Below are 18,863 nucleotides of genomic sequence, written 5' to 3'. Positions count from 1 at the left end.
ACGCCGAACCGGCCTCCCGCGCCGCAAGGGGTGACGCCGCCCGTTGATCCGCGCTATCACCTTGGCCATGCGGGAAAAGGAACTGCGTTTCGCCCTGATTTGCTACGGCGGCATCAGCCTGGCCGTCTATATGCACGGCGTTACCAAGGAAGTGTGGCGGTTCGCCGCGGCGTCGCGTGCCTTTCACGACGGCGGCGAAATCGGCGGCGCAGGCGGAGTCTATCGCGACCTGCTCGCGGGGATCGCTGCGCACAGCAATGTGCGGCTGCGCGTCTTTGCCGACATTATTGCGGGGGCAAGCGCCGGGGGGATCAACGGCATATTCCTTGCGCGGGCGCTTGCGACGGGCGAATCGCTCGATCCGCTGACCGATCTCTGGCTGGACAGCGCCGATGTCGACAATCTGCTCGACCCTGATGCGCGGCCGCTGTCGGCGATGACCAAATTCTGGGCAGTGCCGATCGCCGGCTGGGCGATGAAGCGCCGCGGTAACAGCATCGACCGCACCGTTGGCGAAACGGCGCAGGACGAGGTGCGCGCCAAGCTGTCGCGGTTCGTGCGGGCGCGCTGGTTCGAGCCGCCCTTCGGCGGCGAGACCTTCGCGCACCTGCTCTTCGACGCCTTTGCCGCGATGGACGCCGCGCCGCGCGGACCGGTGCTGGTGCCGGACGGTCAGCCCGTCGACCTGTTCGTGTCGGTGACCGACTTTGCCGGACACCGCGTCCCCCTTGCACTCAACAGTCCGCCCCGCGTGACCGAGGACGAGCACCGGCTGATCCTGCATTTTCGCGAGGATGGCCGCGCCGGCAAGCGGCTCGACGATATGCCGGGGCTTGCCGCGGCGGCGCGCGCGACCGCCAGCTTCCCGGGCGCCTTCCCGCCTTTCACGCTCCGCGAGATCGACCGCGTGCTCGAAAAGCGGCAGATCGCCTGGCCGGGTCGCGACGCCTTCATCCGCGCGCAATTGCCCATGGGCGAAGCCGGCGACGCTGCCGACCGCGTGCTGATCGACGGTTCGGTGCTGGCGAACGCACCCTTCCGTCCGGCGATCGCGGCGCTCAAGCAGCGCCCCGCGCGGCGCGAGATCGACCGGCGCTTTGTCTATATCGATCCCAAACCCGACTTTCGTTCGATCAGTTTCGGCAAGCCCGGCGATGCGGCGGGCGACGACGATGCGCCGCGGCTGCCCGGATTCGTGCCCACGATCCTCGGTGCCTTGTCGGAGATTCCGCGCGAACAGCCGATCCGCGACAATGTCGAGGCGATCGAGGGTATGTCGCGGCGCATCCGCCGGATGCAGCATATCGTCGATGCCATGAAGGTCGAGGTCGAGGAACAGGTTGCCGCGCTGTTCGGCACGACCTTCTTTCTCGACACGCCGACCCCCGCACGGCTTCGGAAATGGCGCGCGAAGGCGCAGGATCAGGCGGCGGTGCGCGCCGGGTTCGCCTTTGCGCCCTATGGCCACCTCAAATTGTCGGCGGCAGTCGAGGATCTGGCGCGCCTCATCGACCGGCTGCTCCCCGCCGAAGGGGCGATTCACCGGGCGAACCGGCGCCTCGCCTTGTGGGACGAGGTGCGCGCGCGCGGACTCGACCGCATTTCGGGGAAGAAGGGGGCCGGGGCGAGCGGCGATGCGATCGATTTTTTCCGCACCCACGATCTTGATTTTCGCATCCGCCGCCTCCGTTTTCTGGCGCGCGAACTCGACACCGCGGTCGAGGCAAAGCGCGACGCGCGCGACCCCGCGTGCGACGCGATGCGCGAGGCGATCTTTGCGGCGCTGGGCCTCTATCTCGACCGGCAGGGGGACGCCTGGCTCGCCGACCTCGACCTGCCTACCGATGCCGGACCCGGCGACTGGCTGGATGCAATCGCCGTGCGCCGTGATCTTGCAGGCGTCGACGGCGAGGCGGATGCGCTGATCGCCGCCGGGCTCGCGTCGATGCCGAAGGACGATCGGCGCGTGCTGCTGCTCGCCTATCTCGGCTATCCTTTCTACGACATCGCGACCTTTCCGCTGCTCCAGGGCGAGGGGTTCGACGAATATGACCCGATCAAGATCGACCGCATCTCGCCGTCCGACGCGACCGCAATCCGCAGCGGCGGCGCCGCGGCGATGCTGAAAGGCATCGAGTTCAACAGCTTCGGCGCCTTTTTCAGCCGCGCCTACCGCGAGAATGATTATCTCTGGGGCCGGCTGCACGGCGCCGACCGGCTGATCGACATCGTGGCGTCGAGCGTGACCGGCGACGGCGCGCTGCCCGCCGATGCGTTGAAGGCGCTCAAGCGAAAGGCCTTCCACGCGATCCTCGATGAAGAGGAAGGGCGGTTGCCGAAGGTGAAGGCGTTGATCGCGGAACTGAGGGGCGAGATCGGCTAGCTTCCGTCGCCCCCGCGAAGGCGGGGGCCGCTAAAGGCCTCTTCCCGCATCGCTGCGTGAGGCGACAGCGGCCCCCGCCTTCGCGGGGGCGACGGAAGCCTCAATCGGTCAAATCGTCCCACATATCCTTGATGCGCCCGAAAAACCCCTGGCTTGCGGGGCATTCCTCGCCGGTTTCGGTTTCGCGGAACGCCTGCAGCAATTCCTTCTGCTTCGCCGACAGTCGCGTCGGGGTTTCGACGTCGATCTGGACGACAAGGTCGCCGTGACCGCGGCCGTTCAGCACCGGCATCCCCGCGCCGCGCTGGCGCAGCTGCTTGCCCGACTGGATGCCGGCGGGAATGTTGATCTCGTGCCGCGTGCCGTCGAGGCCTGGAATGGTGATGCAGCCGCCGAGCGCCGCGGTGGTGAAACTGATCGGCGCGCGCGTGAAGAGCGTGGTGCCTTCGCGTTCGAACAGCTTGTGCCGCGCCATATGGAGGAAGATGTAAAGGTCGCCCGGCGCCGCGCCGCGCGCGCCACTTTCGCCCTCGCCCGACAGGCGGATGCGCGTGCCTTCGTCGACGCCGGCAGGAATGTTGACGGTCAACGTCTTGCGCCGGTCGACGCGGCCTTCGCCCATGCAGGCTCCGCACGGGTCGGCGATGACCTCGCCCGCGCCCTGACAGGCGGGGCAGGTGCGTTCGACCATGAAAAAGCCCTGCTGCGCGCGAACCTTGCCATGGCCCGCGCAGGTCGTGCAGCGGTTGGTCGATGTGCCGGGCTTCGCGCCCGAACCGTCGCAGCTGTCGCAGCGCGCCGCGACATCGACCTGAATCTCGCGCGTCACCCCGGTGAAGGCATCTTCGAGCCGGATTTCCATGTCATAACGAAGGTCGGCGCCGCGCGCGGGCCCGCGCTGCTGGCGGCCGCCGCCGAACGCCGATCCGAAGATCGATTCGAAAATATCGCCGATGTCGCCGAAATCGGCGCCGCCCGCGCCGCCGAAGCCCCCCGCGCCGCCATTGACCCCGGCCTTGCCGAAACGATCATAGGCTGCGCGCTTCTGAGGATCCTTGAGGCAGTCATAGGCCTCGCTGATCGCCTTGAAACGCGCTTCGCTGTCGTGGCATCCCGGATTTCGGTCGGGGTGATATTTCATCGCGAGCTTGCGGTAGCTCGCCTTCAGCGCCGCCTCGTCAGCGGTGCGTTCGACTTCGAGAAGCTCGTAATAGTCGATGTCGAGAGACATAGGTTAGAGGCCCCCTCCGGCCCGCCGGGTCCGCGAACGAACCCGGCAGGGGAGTTTCTTACTTCTTGTCGTCTTCGACTTCGGAGAATTCGGCGTCGACGACCTCTTCGTCGGCCTTGCTCTCGCCAGCATCGGCGTCGGGCGATGCCGCGGCCTGCTGTTCCTTTTCATAGATCGCCTGACCAAGCTTCATCGCGACCTGCGCCAGCGCGCCGGCCTTTTCGGTCATCGCGGCGGCATCGCCGCCCTCGATGGCGGTCTTGGTTTCGGCGATCGCGGCCTCGATCTCGGACTTCAGCGCGCCGTCCACCTTGTCGCCATGTTCGGCAAGCTGGCGTTCGGTCGTATGGACAAGGCTTTCGGCGTTGTTCTTTGCCTCGGCGGCTTCGCGGCGCTTCTTGTCCTCTTCGGCGAACTGTTCGGCGTCCTTGACCATCTGGTCGATGTCCGCGTCGCTGAGCCCGCCCGAAGCCTGGATCTTGATCTGCTGTTCCTTGCCGGTGCCCTTGTCCTTGGCGTGGACCGACACGATGCCGTTGGCATCGATGTCGAAGGTCACTTCGATCTGCGGCACGCCGCGCGGCGCGGGCGGGATGCCGACCAGATCGAACTGGCCGAGCAGCTTGTTGTCCGCCGCCATTTCACGCTCGCCCTGGAACACGCGGATCGTCACGGCCGACTGATTGTCGTCGGCGGTCGAATAGACCTGGCTCTTCTTGGTCGGGATCGTCGTGTTGCGGTCGATCATCTTGGTCATGATGCCGCCCAGCGTCTCGATGCCAAGGCTCAGCGGCGTCACGTCGAGCAGCAGCACGTCCTTGACGTCGCCCTGCAGAACGCCCGCCTGGATCGCGGCGCCGATCGCGACGACTTCGTCGGGGTTCACGCCGGTGTGCGGTTCCTTGCCGAAGAAATCCTTCACGACCTCGCGCACGCGCGGCATACGCGTCATGCCGCCGACCAGCACGACCTCGTCGATGTCGCTCGCGTTGACACCCGCGTCCTTGATCGCCTTTTTGCAGGGTTCGAGCGTCCGCTTGACCAGATCTTCGACCAGCTTTTCAAGGTCGGCGCGGGTGATCGTCTTGACCAGGTGCTTCGGCCCATTGGCGTCGGCGGTGATGAAGGGCAGGTTCACTTCGGTCGTCGCAGCCGACGACAGTTCGATCTTCGCCTTTTCGGCGGCTTCCTTCAGGCGCTGCAAAGCCAATTTGTCGCCGCGCAGGTCGATGCCTTCGTCCTTTTTGAAAGTGTCGGCCAGAAACTCGACCAGCTTGCTGTCGAAATCCTCACCGCCGAGGAAGGTATCACCGTTGGTCGATTTGACCTCGAACACGCCGTCGCCGACCTCGAGAATCGAGATGTCGAAGGTGCCGCCGCCAAGGTCATAGACGGCGATCGTCTTGTTCTCGCTCTTGTCGAGGCCATAGGCGAGCGCGGCCGCGGTCGGCTCGTTGATGATGCGCAGCACTTCGAGGCCGGCAATCTTGCCGGCGTCCTTGGTCGCCTGGCGCTGCGCGTCGTTGAAGTAAGCGGGGACGGTGATGACCGCCTGCTCGACCTTTTCGCCCAGATAGGCTTCGGCGGTTTCCTTCATCTTCTGCAGGATGAAGGCGCTGATCTGCGACGGCGAATAATCCTCGCCGCCTGCCTTGACCCAGGCGTCGCCATTGCCGCCCTTCACGATATTATAGGGGACGAGTTCCATGTCCTTCTTGGTCATCGGATCGTCGAAGCGGCGGCCGATCAGGCGCTTTACCGCAAAGATGGTGTTTTCGGGGTTGGTGACGGCCTGGCGCTTCGCCGGCTGGCCGATCAACCGCTCGCCGTCCTTGGCAAAGGCGACGATCGAGGGCGTCGTGCGCGTGCCTTCGACATTTTCGATAACCTTGGGCTTGCCGCCTTCCATCACCGCGACGCAGCTGTTCGTGGTGCCGAGGTCGATCCCGATCACTTTGGCCATTTATACTCGTCCTTGTTGCTTCTGCGGCGCCCTGAAAAGGCACGCCATCCATGGGTTCATGGGCGCGATATAGGTGCGCTAATCCTTGGCACAAGGGCTTTGAAGGCTTATCGGGGGGACGAAAATGTCGCGCTTTTACGGAGTCCTCCCGAAATGAAACCCTTTGCTTTTGCCGCCCTCGCCGCCGCCTCGCTCAGCCTCGCGGGCTGCGGCGAAAATCTGGGCGCGGGGCAACAGCTCAACGTCGTCAGCGGCCATATCGTGATGGGCGCGACCCCCGATCGCCCTTCGGTCGGCTACTTCCGCGTCGACGGCGGACCGCGCGATGTCGAGCTGGTGGCCGTGACCGCCGACTTGGCGCAGCGCGTCGAGATGCACGAAACCGTACGCGAAAACAATATGATGGTGATGAAGCCGCTCGAGCGCGCGGCGGTGCCCGCGAAGGGCGAACTCGTCTTCAAGCAGGGCGGCAAGCATCTGATGATCTGGGGTATCAACGGCGCCGCGGTGCGCGCGGGCAAGCTGCCGATGGCGTTTGTTTTCACCAACAACAATAATGAACGCATCCTTTTCGACATGGTGATCAAGCAGCCGACCGGCGATGCCGGCGGCGAGGCGGCGATGGACCATGGCGCGATGGGACATGAGAGCGAAAAGGCAGCGCCGGACGCGGCGAAGAAATAAGTGCGTTCCAACCTTCGTCATTGCGAGCGAAGCGAAGCAATCCCGAGTGGTTTTACACCAGCCCCGGATTGCCGCGTCGCCACGCGCCTCGCAATGACGGGGCTTTAGTGCCCCATTCTTCGCGCCCTCTGACCCCTGGCGAGATCGCGCTCGCCCGGACGGTATTCGGCGATGCGATCGCCTATGACCGCGTGCGGGTGAACCACCATAAATGGGCCTTTTTCCAGCCGCGCCACATCGTCATGGCGCCGATGGGACATTTGCACTTCAACCCGCACGGCGACCTTTATTGCGACGATTTCAGCGCCGCGCCGCAGCGCCTGCAAGGCCTGTTCGTCCACGAAATGGTGCATGTGTGGCAGGCGCAGACGCGCGGTCGCTGGTATCTGGTGCTGATGCGCCATCCCTTCGCGACCTACAGCTACGCCCTGAAACCCGGCTGGCCGCTTGAACGCTATGGCCTTGAACAGCAGGCGGAGATCGTGCGCCATTACTGGCTGCTGACGCAGGGCGTGATCATCGGCGGCGCGCCGGGGATCGAGGCCTATCGGGCGATCTTGCCGTTTGCGGGTGGTGATTCGGGGTAACGTCTCGGGTCGACCGAAATACGACATACCTTTCATCGTCATCCCGGCGAAGGCCGGGATCTCGCCGGTGCGGCAAATCGTTGGGGCGAGATCCCGGCCTTCGCCGGGATGACGGATAAAGGAAGGTCGGGAAACCACCCCAACACGGACATCCTGCCCCGCGCCACAATTAGCCCCTAGCCAACGCACCGGCGTTCGTCCTATGTTCCGGTCATGGATGCACAATCGCTTGTCGTCGCCCTTGTCGCTCTCGCCGTCGGCGCGCTCGTGGGTTGGCTGTTCGCCGGTCGCGAGTCGGGGGCGTTGAAGGCCGAGCGCGACGGGCTCGCCGACCGCTTCAAAAGCGCCGTCGCCGACCTTGCCGCCGAGACCGAGGCGCGCAAGGCGGCCGACATCCAGCTCGCGGCGCTGCTCGCCGAACAGAAGGCGCGCGACGCCGCGCACGACGCGCAGATCGCGCAGCTCACCCAGGCACAGGCGGCGCTCACCGCGCAATTCCGCGAAGTCGGGCAGGCGATGCTCGGCGAGGCGCAGAAGAGCTTTCTCGAACGCGCCGAGGCGCGTTTTCGGCAGAGCGAGGAAAGCGCAGGGCAAAATCTGAAAGCGCTGCTCCAGCCGGTCCACGAGCGGCTGGAGAAATATGAGAATGAGGTAAAGAAGGTCGAGACCGAGCGCCAGAGCGCGTTCGGCCTGCTTCACGGCCAGATCGAATCGATGCGCGCGCAGAGCGAGCGCGTGTCGAGCGAGGCGGCAAAGCTCGTCAATGCGCTGCGCAACGCGCCGAAGGCGCGCGGCCGCTGGGGCGAACAACAGCTTAAGAATGTCCTCGAAAGCTGCGGCCTGTCCGAACATGCCGATTTCCAGACCGAGGTGAGCGTCGATGGCGGAGAAGCGGGGCGGCTGCGCCCCGATGTGGTCGTGAAAGTGCCCGGCGGGCAGAGCCTCGTCATCGACGCCAAAGTGTCCTTGAACGCCTATCAGGATGCCTTTGGCGCGGTCGATGAGGGCGAAAAGGCGGCGCATCTCGCCGCCCACGCCGCGGCGATGAAGGCACATGTCAACGCGCTCGGCGCCAAGGCCTATTGGAACCAGTTCGACGATACGCCCGATTTCGTCGTGATGTTCGTCCCCGGCGAACATTTCCTTGCCGCCGCGCTCGACCACGACCACGAGCTTTGGGATTATGCGTTCGAGCGCAAGGTTCTGCTCGCGACGCCGACCAACCTGATCGCGATCGCGCGCACGGTGGCTGCGGTGTGGCGGCAGGAAAAGCTCGCCAACCAGGCGCGCGAGATCGCGATGCTGGGCAAGGAGCTGTATGCGCGCATGTCGACGATGGGGGCGCACATCGCGCGTGTCGGCAAGAATCTCGATTCCGCGACGGGCGCATACAACGCTTTTGTCGGCAGCTTTGAAAGCCAGGTATTGACGCAGGCCAAGCGTTTCGAGGCGCTCGACGTCGAAACGGGGGGACGCGAGATTCCGGCGCTGCCGGTCGCCGAACAGGCGGCGCGGCCATTGGCAAAACTGGCGGCGGCGCCGAGCGCGGTGAACGACGGCGAATAAACGCCGCAGCGCCGGTTCCTTTGGCGCCCGGATTCCGGCGGTCAGTCCGCCAGCTGCCTTGTTTCGCGGCGCGCCTCTCCGGTGCGCCGGATCGCCTGGTCGAGTGCGGCGAGGGTGAAGGGTTTGCGCAGCACGTCATGATCGCCAAAGGCGGCTTCCTGGCTTGCATCGCCGGCATAGCCGGTCACGAACAGCACCGACAGCGCCGGCCAGCGCTGCGTCAACCGCGCCACCATTTCGGGACCCGTGAGTTCGGGCATCAGCACGTCCGACAGGATCAGATCGAATCCGCCCTGTCCCCCGGCGAGCTGCGCCTCGACCAGCGCTTCGGCTTCCAGCGGGTTGCCGCACGCCACGGCGCGATGGCCAAGCTCGCGCACCGCATCGACCGTGGCGGCGAGCACGCGCGCATCGTCCTCGACCACCAATATGGTCAGCGCATGCGCGGGCGGGCCGGCGGTGACGGCGGCATCGGTCGCGGCTTCATCGATGATGTCGCACGGCGCGCTCGCGACCGGAAGCAGCATCGCGACGGTTGTGCCTTCGCCTTCGGTCGATGCAATCTGCACCTCACCCCCCGATTGGCGGCAAAAGGCAAAGACCTGGCTCATGCCCAGCCCGGTGCCCTGTCCCGCCGGCTTGGTCGTGTAGAAAGGATCGAAGACGCGCTCGCGCACCTCGGGCGACATGCCGCACCCTGTGTCGATGACCTCGACCGCCAGCATCGCGGCCGTTGCGGCCTGCCTCGGCGTGGTGCGGATCATCAGCGACCCGTGGCCGTTCATCGCATCGCGCGCATTGACAGCGAGGTTGAGCAGCGCATTTTCAAACTGCTGCCGGTCGATCCGGCTCGCGAGGCCGTCGGCGCCGAGGTCGAGCGTTAGTGCGATCCGGTCGCCGATCGTGCGTTCGATCAGCGGCGCAAAGCTGCCGATCGATTCGTCGATCGCGGTCATTTCGGGCCGCGCGGGTTCGGCGCGCGCAAAGGCGAGCAACCGCCGCGTCAGGTCGGCGGCGCGATTGGCGCCGTCGAGAGCATTGGCGAGGTGGCGCCGCGCCTTTTCGGGCTCGCCGGGCAACCAGCGCTCGGCAAGTTCGAGCCCGCCGACGACGACCGCCAGCATATTGTTGAAATCATGCGCGATACCGCCGGTGAGCTGGCCCACCGCTTCCATCTTTTGCGCCTGGCGCAGCTGCTCTTCGGCGGCTTCGCGTTCGGTCATTTCGCTGCGCAGCGCGACGTTCGCCTGCTCGAGCTCGGCGGTGCGCGCTTCGACCGCGGCCTCCAGCTGCATCGCGCGATCGCTTTCGGCCACCTGCTCGCGCCGCGCCAGCCGGCGTTCGCTTTCGGCACGGATCAGCGAAAAGGTCGCGCCGATCGCGAGCATCGCGGCGAGCGCGCCGAGGAGCGAAAAGAGCAGGATCGCCTGGTCGAGGTTCGCGCGGTCGGCCGCCGCGATGCGGTTGCGTTCGCGCAGCAGCGCGCGTTCGTTGGTGATGATCTGCGTCAGCAGCCCGTCGATCTTGACCAGGCCATCGCCCTGGCCCGCGGCATAAAATTTGGAAATGGCGGCAACGGTCTGGTTGTAATTGGCACTGAGCGCTGCATCGCCGAGCTGCGCCCCGCGGCTGTCCATTTCCTTCGTCAACTGCTCGACGAGTGCGGCTTGCGCCGGATTGTCGCGGACATTGCGTTCGAGCTGGGTCACGAACTGGCGTGCCCGGCCCCATTGCTGTTCGTAGATCCGCCCGTCCTTCTTTTGCAGCCCGACGGCAAAGCGTCCCAACGCGGCTTCGGCGCGCGCCAGCGCGGCATCGACCGAGCGCGTCTGCGCGATGACCTCCAGGCTCTGCGCCTGCCAGCCGAGCGAGCGGTCATAATCGTCGTTGGCGCGCGTGAGCAACAGCACGAGCGCCGCGACGACGCCCGCCAGCACGGTAGCCACGCCGATCGTCAGCCAAAAGCGTATCCGCTCGCGCCGCCGGTCGGTTTCGCTGTCAATATCCCGCTCGAACACGGGCTTGTCTTACCGGACAAGCGCCCGGCCGCAAAGCGGCGAAGCCATGGCCGTCGCGGCGCGCGCTCGGTTCGGCGCGAAAAGGAATCCGCTGGTCGGCCGATGCTCGCGCTTCAGCCGATGATCCCGACGCGCTTGCCCGCGCGTTCGAAACGGCCGAGGATTTCGCCGACCTGTTCGCTCGAATGTTCGGCGCACAGCGAACAGCGCAGCAGCGTCATCCCCGCGGGGGTCGCGGGCGGGCGGGCGAGATTGACGTAGAGCCCTTCTTCGAGCAGCGCCTCCCACATCATCGCCCCCTTTTCGAGATCGGGCATGATGACCGCGATGATCGCCGACTGCGGCTCGTCGGTGCCGAGCGTGAAGCCAAGGTCGCGGAGGCCCTTGTGCAGCGTCTTTGAATTTTCCCACAGATGCGCGCGCTTGTTGCCCCCGTGCATCAGCTTGCGGATGCTCGTCGCCGCGGTTGCGACCACGCTGGGGGGTAGCGATGCGGTGAAGACATAGGGGCGGCAGACGAGCCGCATGATTTCGAACTTCGGATGGTTCGAGACGCAGAAGCCGCCGACGGTGCCGACGCTCTTGCTGAACGTGCCGATGATGAAGTCGACGTCGTCGATGACGCCCTGCGCCTCGGCGACGCCGCGGCCATTCTCGCCGATGAAGCCCATCGAATGCGCCTCGTCGACGAGCACCATCGCGCCATTTTCCTTGGAAATGCGGACCATTTCCTTGAGTGGTGCGACGTCGCCGAGCATCGAATAGACGCCTTCGAGCACGACGAGTTTGCCCGCGTCGGCGGGCAGGCGTTTCAGCCGCTTTTCCAGCGCCTCGACATCATTGTGACGGAAAGCGACGATTTCGGCGTCGCCCATCTTGCACCCGTCATAGATCGACGCGTGGCTGTCGATGTCGAGGATGACATAGTCGCCCTTGCCCGCGATGGTGCTGATGATGCCGAGGTTCGCCTGATATCCGGTCGAAAACACCATGGCATGATCCATGGCGTAAAATTCCTTCAGCGCTTCCTCGCACTCCCTGTGTCCCTGGTAGGTGCCATTGAGCACGCGGCTGCCCGTGGTGCCGCTGCCGAATTTCCGCAGCGCCTCTTCGCCCGCCTCGATGACATCGGCGTCGAAGGTCATGCCCATATAATTATAGGTGCCGAGCAGGATCGTCTCGCGCCCGTTGCAGATCGCGACGGTCGGTGACAGCACCTTTTCCATCACCAGGCTGAACGGATCGGTGACGCCGGTGGCGAGCAGCGCTTCGCGCTGCTGGATCAGCGGGTCGAATTTGCTGAAGAGGTCGGTCATATCAAACGTCCAAAATCCGTTCGCATCGAGCGAAGTCGAGATGTCCCTCGACCTTGCGCATCCCGATGGGTGTCTCGACTTCGCTCGACACGAACGGGGAAAGAAGTGTTAGCCCTGCAGCTTTTCCACCGCAGCGACCAGTTGGCCGACATTTTCGATCTCGGCCTGTTGGTTCATGCTGATGATGATGTCGAACGTGTCCTCGACCTCGGCGACGAAATCCATCACCGTCAGGCTGTCCCATTCCAGGTCGCCGGCAAAGGTCGTCGCGTCGGTCAGCGCGACGCCCTTTTTGTTGAAGGGTTCGATCAGGCCGTAAATCTGGTCGCGAAGGGCGGTGCTCATGAGGGTGCGTCCCGAAAATGGAAGAAAGTTGCGCGCGGGAATGCCGCGATGCGTGCCGATTGGCAAGCGATTGCGGCGGGAACAGGGCAGCATCTTGCCGAGAAACGCGCGCCGTGCCATCGCTGGGGCCGCTCGAAGGCAGGGGATGAGCTATGCCCGACGATCCCAAACCGGCACCCGGCGCGGCTTTTCCGCCCAACGCCGTGCACCTTGTGCGCACGACGCAGCAGATCACGATGCAATTGTCGCAAATGGCCGACCAAAAGGCGTCGATCCTGATGGGGGCGACCTTTGTGGTCTTCACGCTCGCGGTGGGACAAGCCCGCGCGAGCAGCGGCGCGCTCGCGATGCCGCTCACCATCCTTGCGACCTTTGCCTTCCTGTCGGCGCTGCTCGCGGTGTCGGCGGTGCTGCCGCGCGTCGGGCAGGCGCCGCCCGTCGTCTACAAGGACGGCAAGGACCACAGCAACATCCTCTTTTTCGGCCGCTTCGCGCAGATGGAGGAGGATGAATATATCGGCGCGGTCAAGGCGCGGCTGCGCAGCGAGGAAGATATTTACGAAACGATGCTGCGCGACACCTATCAGAACGGCATGGTGCTCGCGCGGCGCAAATATCGCTACCTTGCCTATGCCTATCGGCTGTTCGTGGTCGGGCTGACCCTGACCTTTGTGGCGTTCGGGGTGGAGATGGCGCGGATGTGGGCGGGGTGAATCGCTAAGCCCCTCCCCTGAAGGAGAGGGCGTGGCTGCCGCTGTTGCCATTCTGCCACCCCCCATCAACAATCTTGCCCGATCCCGCCGACCACGCTTGAACCGTCCCATTCGCGCGCTTATCCGGGCCGGCTATGCTGCATCAGCCCGCTCCCGTCGTCGCGCATCGTGCGCAGGGTTTTCGCGCCGAATTTCGCGCAACGCTGGCGCTTGCCTGGCCGCTGGTCCTGACCAACCTGACCATGTCGCTGATCGGGGCTACCGACGTTTTGATGGTCGGATGGCTCGGGCCGACGCAACTCGCCGCGGCGTCGCTCGGCTTCAACCTCGCCATGCTGCTCGGCATTTTCGGCATGGGGCTGGTGATGGGCGCGTCGCCGCTGATGGCGAGCGAGATCGGGCGCCGCGCCAATTCGGTGCGCGACATCCGCCGCACCTTTCGCCAGACCTTGTGGCTTGTCACCGTCGTTGCCGTGCCGATGCTGTTCATCCTTTGGAACACGGGCGCGATTCTGATCCTGCTCGGACAGGACCGGGTGCTGGCCGCGCTCGCACAGGATTATGTGCGCGCCTATATGTGGTCGATCCCGCTGTTCCTGGCGACGCTGGCGTTCCGCAACTTCCTCGCCGCGCTCGAACGGCCGATGTGGTCGCTGGTCGTCGGGGTGATCGGCGTCGCGGGCAACATCCTGTTCAACTACACGCTGATTTTCGGCAAGTTCGGCTTGCCCGCGCTCGGTCTGGTCGGCGCGGGGGTGGGCAGCGTGCTGACCAATATGGTCATGCTGTTGCTGATGGTCGGCGTCGTCTATCGCGACCGGCGGTTCCGCCGCTATCATCTGCTCGGCCGCTGGTGGCGCAGCGATTGGCCGCGCTTTTTCCAGATGACGCGCATCGGCACCCCGATCGCGATCAGCCATGCGTTCGAGGCGGGGGTTTTTTCGGCCGCCGTCATGCTGATGGGCTGGATTTCGACCGCGGCGGTCGCGGCGCACGCGGTCGCGCTGCAACTCGCCTCGCTCACCTTCATGGTGCCGATGGGGCTGGCACAGGCGGCGACGGTGCGCGTCGGGATCGGATACGGTCGCGCGGATGCCAACCATATCCGGCTGGCCGGCTGGACCAGCTTTGCGATGGGCACCGGGTTCATGGCGGCGATGGCGCTCATCATGCTCGCGATCCCCGGAACGCTCGCCGGTTTCTTCATCGACCGCTCCAATCCTGCGAATGCGGAAGTCGCCGAGCTGGCGGTCAGCTTCCTCATCATCGCGGCGCTGTTCCAGATTGCCGACGGCGCACAGGTCGTGGGGCAGGGGATGCTGCGCGGGCTGCACGACACCTTTGTGCCGATGCTGTTCGCGCTGTTCGGTTACTGGGTGATCGGCATCGGCGTCGGCGCGTGGCTGGCGTTCGAGCGAGACTGGGGCGGGGTCGGTATCTGGACCGGCCTTGCCACCGGGCTCGGCATCGTCGCGGTGCTGATGATCGCGCGCTGGATGCAGCGCGAACGGCTGGGGTTGCTGGGCAGCGCGGCACCCTTGCGCACGGCGGTTTCGCAACCCATCTAATAAAGTGTCGGCGGGCGCCGAAAAATTTCGTGCGCCTGTCTTGACGCTGTCACACCCTGGACCCATATCCCCGCCTGTTAGCACTCACCACTTGTGAGTGCTAAGCGACATCATTTGCATTTCTGGAGGGATATCCATGCAATTTCGTCCGCTGCACGACCGCGTGCTCGTCCGCCGTATCGAAGCCGAAGAAAAGACGGCCGGCGGCATCATCATCCCCGACACTGCCAAGGAAAAGCCGCAGGAAGGCGAAGTCGTCGCCGTTGGCAACGGCGCGAAGGCCGAAGACGGCAAGGTGACGCCGCTCGACGTCAAGGCCGGCGACCGCATCCTGTTCGGCAAATGGTCGGGCACCGAAGTCAAGGTCGACGGCGAAGAGCTGCTGATCATGAAGGAATCGGACATCCTCGGCGTCGTCGCCTGAGCGATTCTCTGAATCACGAGTAAAGTTACGCAGATTTCTGCCATTATTTGAAGGAGCATCCACATGGCTGCCAAGGACGTTAAATTTTCGCGCGACGCGCGCGAGCGCATCCTCAAGGGCGTCGACATCCTCGCCGACGCGGTGAAGGTCACGCTGGGCCCCAAGGGCCGCAACGTCGTGATCGACAAGAGCTTTGGCGCGCCGCGCATCACCAAGGACGGTGTGTCGGTTGCCAAGGAAATCGAACTCAAGGACAAGTTCGAAAACATGGGCGCGCAGATGCTGCGCGAAGTCGCCTCGAAGGCGAACGACAAGGCCGGTGACGGCACCACGACCGCGACCGTGCTGGCCCAGGCGATCGTGCGCGAAGGCATGAAGTCGGTTGCCGCGGGCATGAACCCGATGGACCTGAAGCGCGGCATCGACCTGGCGGTCGCCAAGGTCGTCGAAGATCTGAAGGGCCGTTCGACCCCGGTTGCCGGCAATTCGGAAATCGCCCAGGTCGGCATCATTTCGGCCAACGGCGACACCGAAGTCGGTGAAAAGATCGCCGAAGCGATGGAAAAGGTCGGCAAGGAAGGCGTCATCACCGTCGAGGAAGCCAAGGGCCTCGAATTCGAGCTCGACGTCGTCGAAGGCATGCAGTTCGATCGTGGCTACCTCAGCCCCTATTTCATCACCAACCCCGAAAAGATGATCGTCGAGCTGACCGACCCCTATATCCTCATCTTCGAAAAGAAGCTGTCGAACCTCCAGTCGATGCTTCCGATCCTGGAGGCGGTGGTGCAGTCGGGCCGTCCGCTGCTGATCATCGCCGAGGACATCGAAGGCGAAGCGCTTGCCACCCTCGTCGTCAACCGCCTGCGCGGCGGCCTCAAGGTTGCGGCGGTGAAGGCGCCGGGCTTCGGCGATCGCCGCAAGGCGATGCTGCAGGACATCGCGATCCTGACCGCGGGCGAAATGATCAGCGAAGACCTGGGCATCAAGCTCGAATCGGTCACGCTGAACATGCTCGGCCAGGCGAAGCGCGTCACGATCGACAAGGACAACACCACCATCGTCGACGGTGCGGGTGAAGCCGAAGCGATCAAGGGCCGCGTCGAACAGATCCGCGCGCAGATCGAAACCACGACCAGCGACTATGACCGCGAAAAGCTGCAGGAGCGTCTCGCGAAGCTCGCCGGCGGCGTGGCAGTGATCAAGGTCGGCGGTGCGACCGAGGTTGAGGTGAAGGAACGCAAGGACCGCGTCGACGACGCGCTGCACGCGACCCGCGCTGCGGTCGAGGAAGGCATCGTCCCCGGCGGCGGTACCGCGCTCCTCTATGCAACCAAGGCTCTCGACGGCCTGAAGGGCGCCAACGACGACCAGACCCGCGGTATCGATATCGTTCGCAAGGCGATCGAGACGCCGCTGCGCCAGATTGCGGCCAACGCCGGTCACGACGGTGCGGTTGTCGCCGGCAACCTGCTGCGCGAGAACAATCAGGACAACGGCTTCAACGCCGCGACCGACACCTATGAAAATCTGAAGGCCGCCGGCGTCATCGACCCGACCAAGGTTGTGCGCACCGCGCTTCAGGATGCCGCGTCGGTGTCGGGCCTGCTCATCACCACCGAAGCGGCGGTGAGCGAGCTGCCCGAAGACAAGCCGGCGATGCCCATGGGCGGCGGCGGCATGGGCGGCATGGGCGGCATGGACTTCTAAAGTCCAACCGTTCGGCGCTCAGCCAATGAGAAACGGGGCCGGGGGAGCGATCCTCCGGCCCTTTTTCCATGATTTCGCTCTGACTTATCGTCATCCGGATCAAGTCTGGCACGACGAAATGCGCAAGGCGGGACATTGCCTGTTCAGCCTCAGCGGCATAGCTAAGCGCCGATGATGCTTGTCTTCGCTCTCGCCATGCTCGCCGATCCGCCGGTCGCGACCGCGCCTGCTCCGGCGCCCGTCGAACGCTGCGGTTATCGCATCGTTCAAAGCTATCCGCACGACACATCCTCCTTCACGCAGGGTCTGTTCTGGCACGGCGGCCACCTTTACGAAGCCACCGGTCAATATGGCCGGTCGCGGATCGCGCGGCTCGATCTTAAAAGCGGCAAGGCGCTCGTCCAGACGCCGCTTCCCCATGACCAGTTCGGCGAAGGCATTACCCGCTGGGGCGACCAGATTATCGGCGTGACGTGGAAAAGCGGCATCGGCCATCGCTGGCGCCTCAAAGATCTGAAGCCCCTCGGCACCTTTCGCTATGCGGGCGAGGGGTGGGGTTTGACGATGGTGGGAGACAGCCTCGTTCTCAGCGACGGAACGCCCGAGCTGCGCTTTTTCGATCCGGCGACCATGGCCGAACAACGCCGCGTCACCGTGCGCTTCGCCGGGCGTCCCGTCGCGATGATCAACGAGCTCGAAACAATCGAGGGCCAGATTTGGGCCAATCTGTGGATGGCCGACGTGATTGTCCGCATCGACCCCGCGACCGGCACCATATTTTCGCTCGTCGATCTTTCCGGCCTGAAGGCCGATGCTGGCGCGGGCGGTACCGACAGCGTGCTCAACGGCATCGCCTGGGATGCCAAGACGAAGCGGCTGTTCGTCACCGGAAAATATTGGCCGAAGCTGTACGAAATTACGCTCGCCGATTGCCGTTAGACGCGAAGTGCCGTCTCCATTCGTGCCGCCGCCGCATCATAGGCGCGCGCTTTCAGTCCCGCCGTGACCGCCGCGGGTGCCCGGTCGGGGTGGCCGCCTGCAAAGGGCGGCGCGGGGTCATATTCGATCGCGAGCTGGATGGCCTGCGCCACCGCTTCGCCTTGCAATCGGGCGATCAGCGTCAGGGCGAAGTCGAGCCCCGACGTCACGCCGCCCGCGGTTACAATACGGCCGTCCTCGACGACGCGGCCGGGCTGGTGGGTGGCGCCGACCAGCGGCAGCAAATGGGTATATCCCCAATGCGTCGTCGCGCGCTTGCCCGTCAGCAGCCCGGCGCGGCCGAGCAGAAACGCGCCGGTGCAGACGCTTGTGATCCATGCGGCGCCTGCCGCCTGTCGCGTCAGGAAGTCGATGGTCGCTGCGTCGCGCAGCGCGTCGGCGACGCCATGCCCGCCCGGCACGCACAGGATGTCGGCTTGCGGGGCCGAGGCGAAGTCATGCGTCGGGACGATCGCAAAGCCGCTGTCGGTGGCGATCGGGACAGGGGTGGCGGCGACCCCCGCGAGTACCGCCCCCGGCATTCGGCTGAGTGCCTGCGCGGGCGCGGTGAAGTCGAGCTGGGTGATACCGGGAAAAAGCAGGAAGACGATGGTTGTCACGGGGGTATCGGCCATGCGGATGGTCCTTGTCTGTCGTGGATCACCCAGGCGCGCGGCTGATGGGCACCCGGCCCGCCCCGCTCCCCGATGGGTCTCCATCTTCAGCGCCAGTCGCGAGGTTCGCCGAACCTAGCTCAAAGATGATCGCGCGCAACGCCTATTTGCCCTGATCCTCCGGCGCCGCTTCGCCGCTCGCCAGGTTGTCGCGGCTTTCGAGCATCGCGGCGGCATCGTCGAGCGCCTTGGCCTCGCGCACCGTTACGCCGCCGGGGCCGGGTTCGTTGTCCGTGCGGCTGCACCCTGCTGCCGCGGCCAATCCGGCCAGCGCGATCATCAGTACGCCGGTTTTTTCCATCGCTCCGCTCCCATGAAAAAGGGGCTCCATCCGCACTGGATGGAGCCCCCTGTCTGCCAAAGGCAAGCCGACGACTTACTGCTTGTCGTTGGCTTCGGCCTTGGCGGTTTCTTCGGCGATCTTGTCGCCAGCGGCCGCGGCGGCGTCACCGGCGGCGTTGACCGTGCCTTCGACGGCATTGCCGGCGTCGTCGGCGGCTTCGGCCGTTGCAGCGGCTGCATCGGCAGCGCCTTCGGCCATGGCGTCGCCTGCGGCTTCGACGTCTTCACCGGCCGAGGCGGCAGTGTCGGCGGCAGCGTCCTGCGTCTTTTCCGAGCAGGCGGCGAGGCTGAAGGCCGCGGCGGCCATCGAAGCGATAATGATCTTGCGCATGGGTTTCCTTTCGAATGCAATGGCCAGCGTGGG

17 protein-coding genes and 1 riboswitch are annotated in these 18,863 nt (G+C 65.1%); of the genes, 9 read left to right on the top strand and 8 right to left on the bottom strand.

The window, feature by feature from the left end; genetic code table 11:
* Positions 1-67 precede the first annotated feature (67 nt).
* Positions 68-2,383 (top strand): patatin-like protein, encoded by a 2,316-nt coding sequence (locus tag RIA72_RS12995; RefSeq protein ID WP_350032822.1) that lies wholly within the window; start codon positions 68-70, stop codon positions 2,381-2,383.
* A 100-nt stretch (positions 2,384-2,483) separates the two neighbouring features.
* Here the strand turns inward: RIA72_RS12995 and dnaJ are convergent, their stop codons facing one another.
* Positions 2,484-3,614 carry a molecular chaperone DnaJ gene (gene dnaJ, locus RIA72_RS12990; RefSeq protein WP_350032478.1) on the bottom strand — a complete coding sequence of 377 codons (1,131 nt, stop codon included), beginning with the start codon at positions 3,612-3,614 and terminating at the stop codon, positions 2,484-2,486.
* 58 nt (positions 3,615-3,672) lie between these two features.
* Entirely contained in the window at positions 3,673-5,577 is a 1,905-nt protein-coding gene (dnaK, locus tag RIA72_RS12985; protein WP_350032477.1) for a molecular chaperone DnaK, read from the bottom strand.
* Positions 5,578-5,730: 153 nt separating this feature from the next.
* Here dnaK and RIA72_RS12980 point away from each other — a divergent pair, with 153 nt between their 5' ends.
* The 3 genes from RIA72_RS12980 to RIA72_RS12970 all read left to right on the top strand — a co-directional run bounded on the left by RIA72_RS12980 (position 5,731) and on the right by RIA72_RS12970 (position 8,414).
* Positions 5,731-6,261, top strand: coding sequence for a copper chaperone PCu(A)C (locus tag RIA72_RS12980; RefSeq protein ID WP_350032476.1), 531 nt, complete (start codon positions 5,731-5,733; stop codon positions 6,259-6,261).
* A 107-nt stretch (positions 6,262-6,368) separates the two neighbouring features.
* Positions 6,369-6,848, top strand: a complete 480-nt coding sequence (locus tag RIA72_RS12975) for a vgr related protein (RefSeq protein ID WP_350032475.1) — start codon at positions 6,369-6,371, stop codon at positions 6,846-6,848.
* A 213-nt stretch (positions 6,849-7,061) separates the two neighbouring features.
* Positions 7,062-8,414 (top strand): DNA recombination protein RmuC, encoded by a 1,353-nt coding sequence (locus tag RIA72_RS12970; RefSeq protein ID WP_350032474.1) that lies wholly within the window; start codon positions 7,062-7,064, stop codon positions 8,412-8,414.
* 41 nt (positions 8,415-8,455) lie between these two features.
* On the opposite strand, the gene RIA72_RS12965 is transcribed toward RIA72_RS12970, so the two are convergent.
* From RIA72_RS12965 to RIA72_RS12955, 3 genes are all read right to left on the bottom strand, one after another.
* Complete coding sequence (locus tag RIA72_RS12965; protein WP_350032473.1) at positions 8,456-10,432, bottom strand: ATP-binding protein; 1,977 nt, start codon at positions 10,430-10,432, stop codon at positions 8,456-8,458.
* 113 nt (positions 10,433-10,545) lie between these two features.
* Positions 10,546-11,748, bottom strand: a complete 1,203-nt coding sequence (gene spt / locus RIA72_RS12960; protein ID WP_350032472.1) for a serine palmitoyltransferase — start codon at positions 11,746-11,748, stop codon at positions 10,546-10,548.
* Positions 11,749-11,856: 108 nt separating this feature from the next.
* On the bottom strand, positions 11,857-12,093 hold the full coding sequence (locus RIA72_RS12955; protein ID WP_350032471.1) for an acyl carrier protein: 237 nt from the start codon (positions 12,091-12,093) through the stop codon (positions 11,857-11,859).
* Positions 12,094-12,245: 152 nt separating this feature from the next.
* Here RIA72_RS12955 and RIA72_RS12950 point away from each other — a divergent pair, with 152 nt between their 5' ends.
* The 5 genes from RIA72_RS12950 to RIA72_RS12930 all read left to right on the top strand — a co-directional run bounded on the left by RIA72_RS12950 (position 12,246) and on the right by RIA72_RS12930 (position 17,444).
* Positions 12,246-12,806 carry a Pycsar system effector family protein gene (locus RIA72_RS12950; protein WP_350032470.1) on the top strand — a complete coding sequence of 187 codons (561 nt, stop codon included), beginning with the start codon at positions 12,246-12,248 and terminating at the stop codon, positions 12,804-12,806.
* A 134-nt stretch (positions 12,807-12,940) separates the two neighbouring features.
* Positions 12,941-14,374 carry an MATE family efflux transporter gene (locus RIA72_RS12945; protein ID WP_350032469.1) on the top strand — a complete coding sequence of 478 codons (1,434 nt, stop codon included), beginning with the start codon at positions 12,941-12,943 and terminating at the stop codon, positions 14,372-14,374.
* Between the two features lie 136 nt (positions 14,375-14,510).
* Positions 14,511-14,798 (top strand): co-chaperone GroES, encoded by a 288-nt coding sequence (gene groES, locus RIA72_RS12940; protein WP_350032468.1) that lies wholly within the window; start codon positions 14,511-14,513, stop codon positions 14,796-14,798.
* A gap of 63 nt (positions 14,799-14,861) precedes the next feature.
* On the top strand, positions 14,862-16,505 hold the full coding sequence (gene groL, locus RIA72_RS12935) for a chaperonin GroEL (RefSeq protein WP_350032467.1): 1,644 nt from the start codon (positions 14,862-14,864) through the stop codon (positions 16,503-16,505).
* A gap of 174 nt (positions 16,506-16,679) precedes the next feature.
* Entirely contained in the window at positions 16,680-17,444 is a 765-nt protein-coding gene (locus RIA72_RS12930) for a glutaminyl-peptide cyclotransferase (RefSeq protein WP_350032466.1), read from the top strand.
* Here RIA72_RS12930 and RIA72_RS12925 read toward each other — a convergent pair.
* From RIA72_RS12925 to RIA72_RS12915, 3 genes are all read right to left on the bottom strand, one after another.
* Entirely contained in the window at positions 17,441-18,118 is a 678-nt protein-coding gene (locus RIA72_RS12925; RefSeq protein WP_350032465.1) for a DJ-1/PfpI family protein, read from the bottom strand. The genes RIA72_RS12930 and RIA72_RS12925 overlap by 4 nt on opposite strands.
* Positions 18,119-18,138: 20 nt before the next feature.
* A riboswitch (ZMP/ZTP riboswitch) is annotated at positions 18,139-18,228 on the bottom strand.
* 32 nt (positions 18,229-18,260) lie between these two features.
* On the bottom strand, positions 18,261-18,458 hold the full coding sequence (locus RIA72_RS12920; protein ID WP_350032464.1) for a hypothetical protein: 198 nt from the start codon (positions 18,456-18,458) through the stop codon (positions 18,261-18,263).
* 75 nt (positions 18,459-18,533) lie between these two features.
* Positions 18,534-18,830, bottom strand: a complete 297-nt coding sequence (locus RIA72_RS12915; protein WP_350032463.1) for an entericidin EcnAB — start codon at positions 18,828-18,830, stop codon at positions 18,534-18,536.
* Between the last annotated feature and the right edge of the window lie 33 nt (positions 18,831-18,863).

It is taken from the genome of Sphingopyxis sp. (genome assembly GCF_040216815.1).
Lineage (GTDB): Bacteria > Pseudomonadota > Alphaproteobacteria > Sphingomonadales > Sphingomonadaceae > Sphingopyxis.
This window is presented reverse-complemented; position numbering and strand designations above follow the sequence as displayed.

Excerpts from the sequence above, each read along its gene's own strand:
- RIA72_RS12955 (WP_350032471.1), bottom strand. The coding sequence starts at position 12,093 with ATGAGCACCGCCCTTCGCGACCAGATTTACGGCCTGATCGAACCCTTC.
- RIA72_RS12995 (WP_350032822.1), top strand. The coding sequence starts at position 68 with ATGCGGGAAAAGGAACTGCGTTTCGCCCTGATTTGCTACGGCGGCATC.
- RIA72_RS12915 (WP_350032463.1), bottom strand. The coding sequence starts at position 18,830 with ATGCGCAAGATCATTATCGCTTCGATGGCCGCCGCGGCCTTCAGCCTC.
- dnaK (WP_350032477.1), bottom strand. The coding sequence starts at position 5,577 with ATGGCCAAAGTGATCGGGATCGACCTCGGCACCACGAACAGCTGCGTC.
- RIA72_RS12970 (WP_350032474.1), top strand. The coding sequence starts at position 7,062 with ATGGATGCACAATCGCTTGTCGTCGCCCTTGTCGCTCTCGCCGTCGGC.
- dnaJ (WP_350032478.1), bottom strand. The coding sequence starts at position 3,614 with ATGTCTCTCGACATCGACTATTACGAGCTTCTCGAAGTCGAACGCACC.
- spt (WP_350032472.1), bottom strand. The coding sequence starts at position 11,748 with ATGACCGACCTCTTCAGCAAATTCGACCCGCTGATCCAGCAGCGCGAA.
- RIA72_RS12980 (WP_350032476.1), top strand. The coding sequence starts at position 5,731 with ATGAAACCCTTTGCTTTTGCCGCCCTCGCCGCCGCCTCGCTCAGCCTC.
- RIA72_RS12925 (WP_350032465.1), bottom strand. The coding sequence starts at position 18,118 with ATGGCCGATACCCCCGTGACAACCATCGTCTTCCTGCTTTTTCCCGGT.
- groL (WP_350032467.1), top strand. The coding sequence starts at position 14,862 with ATGGCTGCCAAGGACGTTAAATTTTCGCGCGACGCGCGCGAGCGCATC.
- RIA72_RS12920 (WP_350032464.1), bottom strand. The coding sequence starts at position 18,458 with ATGGAAAAAACCGGCGTACTGATGATCGCGCTGGCCGGATTGGCCGCG.
- RIA72_RS12930 (WP_350032466.1), top strand. The coding sequence starts at position 16,680 with ATGCTTGTCTTCGCTCTCGCCATGCTCGCCGATCCGCCGGTCGCGACC.
- RIA72_RS12950 (WP_350032470.1), top strand. The coding sequence starts at position 12,246 with ATGCCCGACGATCCCAAACCGGCACCCGGCGCGGCTTTTCCGCCCAAC.
- RIA72_RS12945 (WP_350032469.1), top strand. The coding sequence starts at position 12,941 with ATGCTGCATCAGCCCGCTCCCGTCGTCGCGCATCGTGCGCAGGGTTTT.
- groES (WP_350032468.1), top strand. The coding sequence starts at position 14,511 with ATGCAATTTCGTCCGCTGCACGACCGCGTGCTCGTCCGCCGTATCGAA.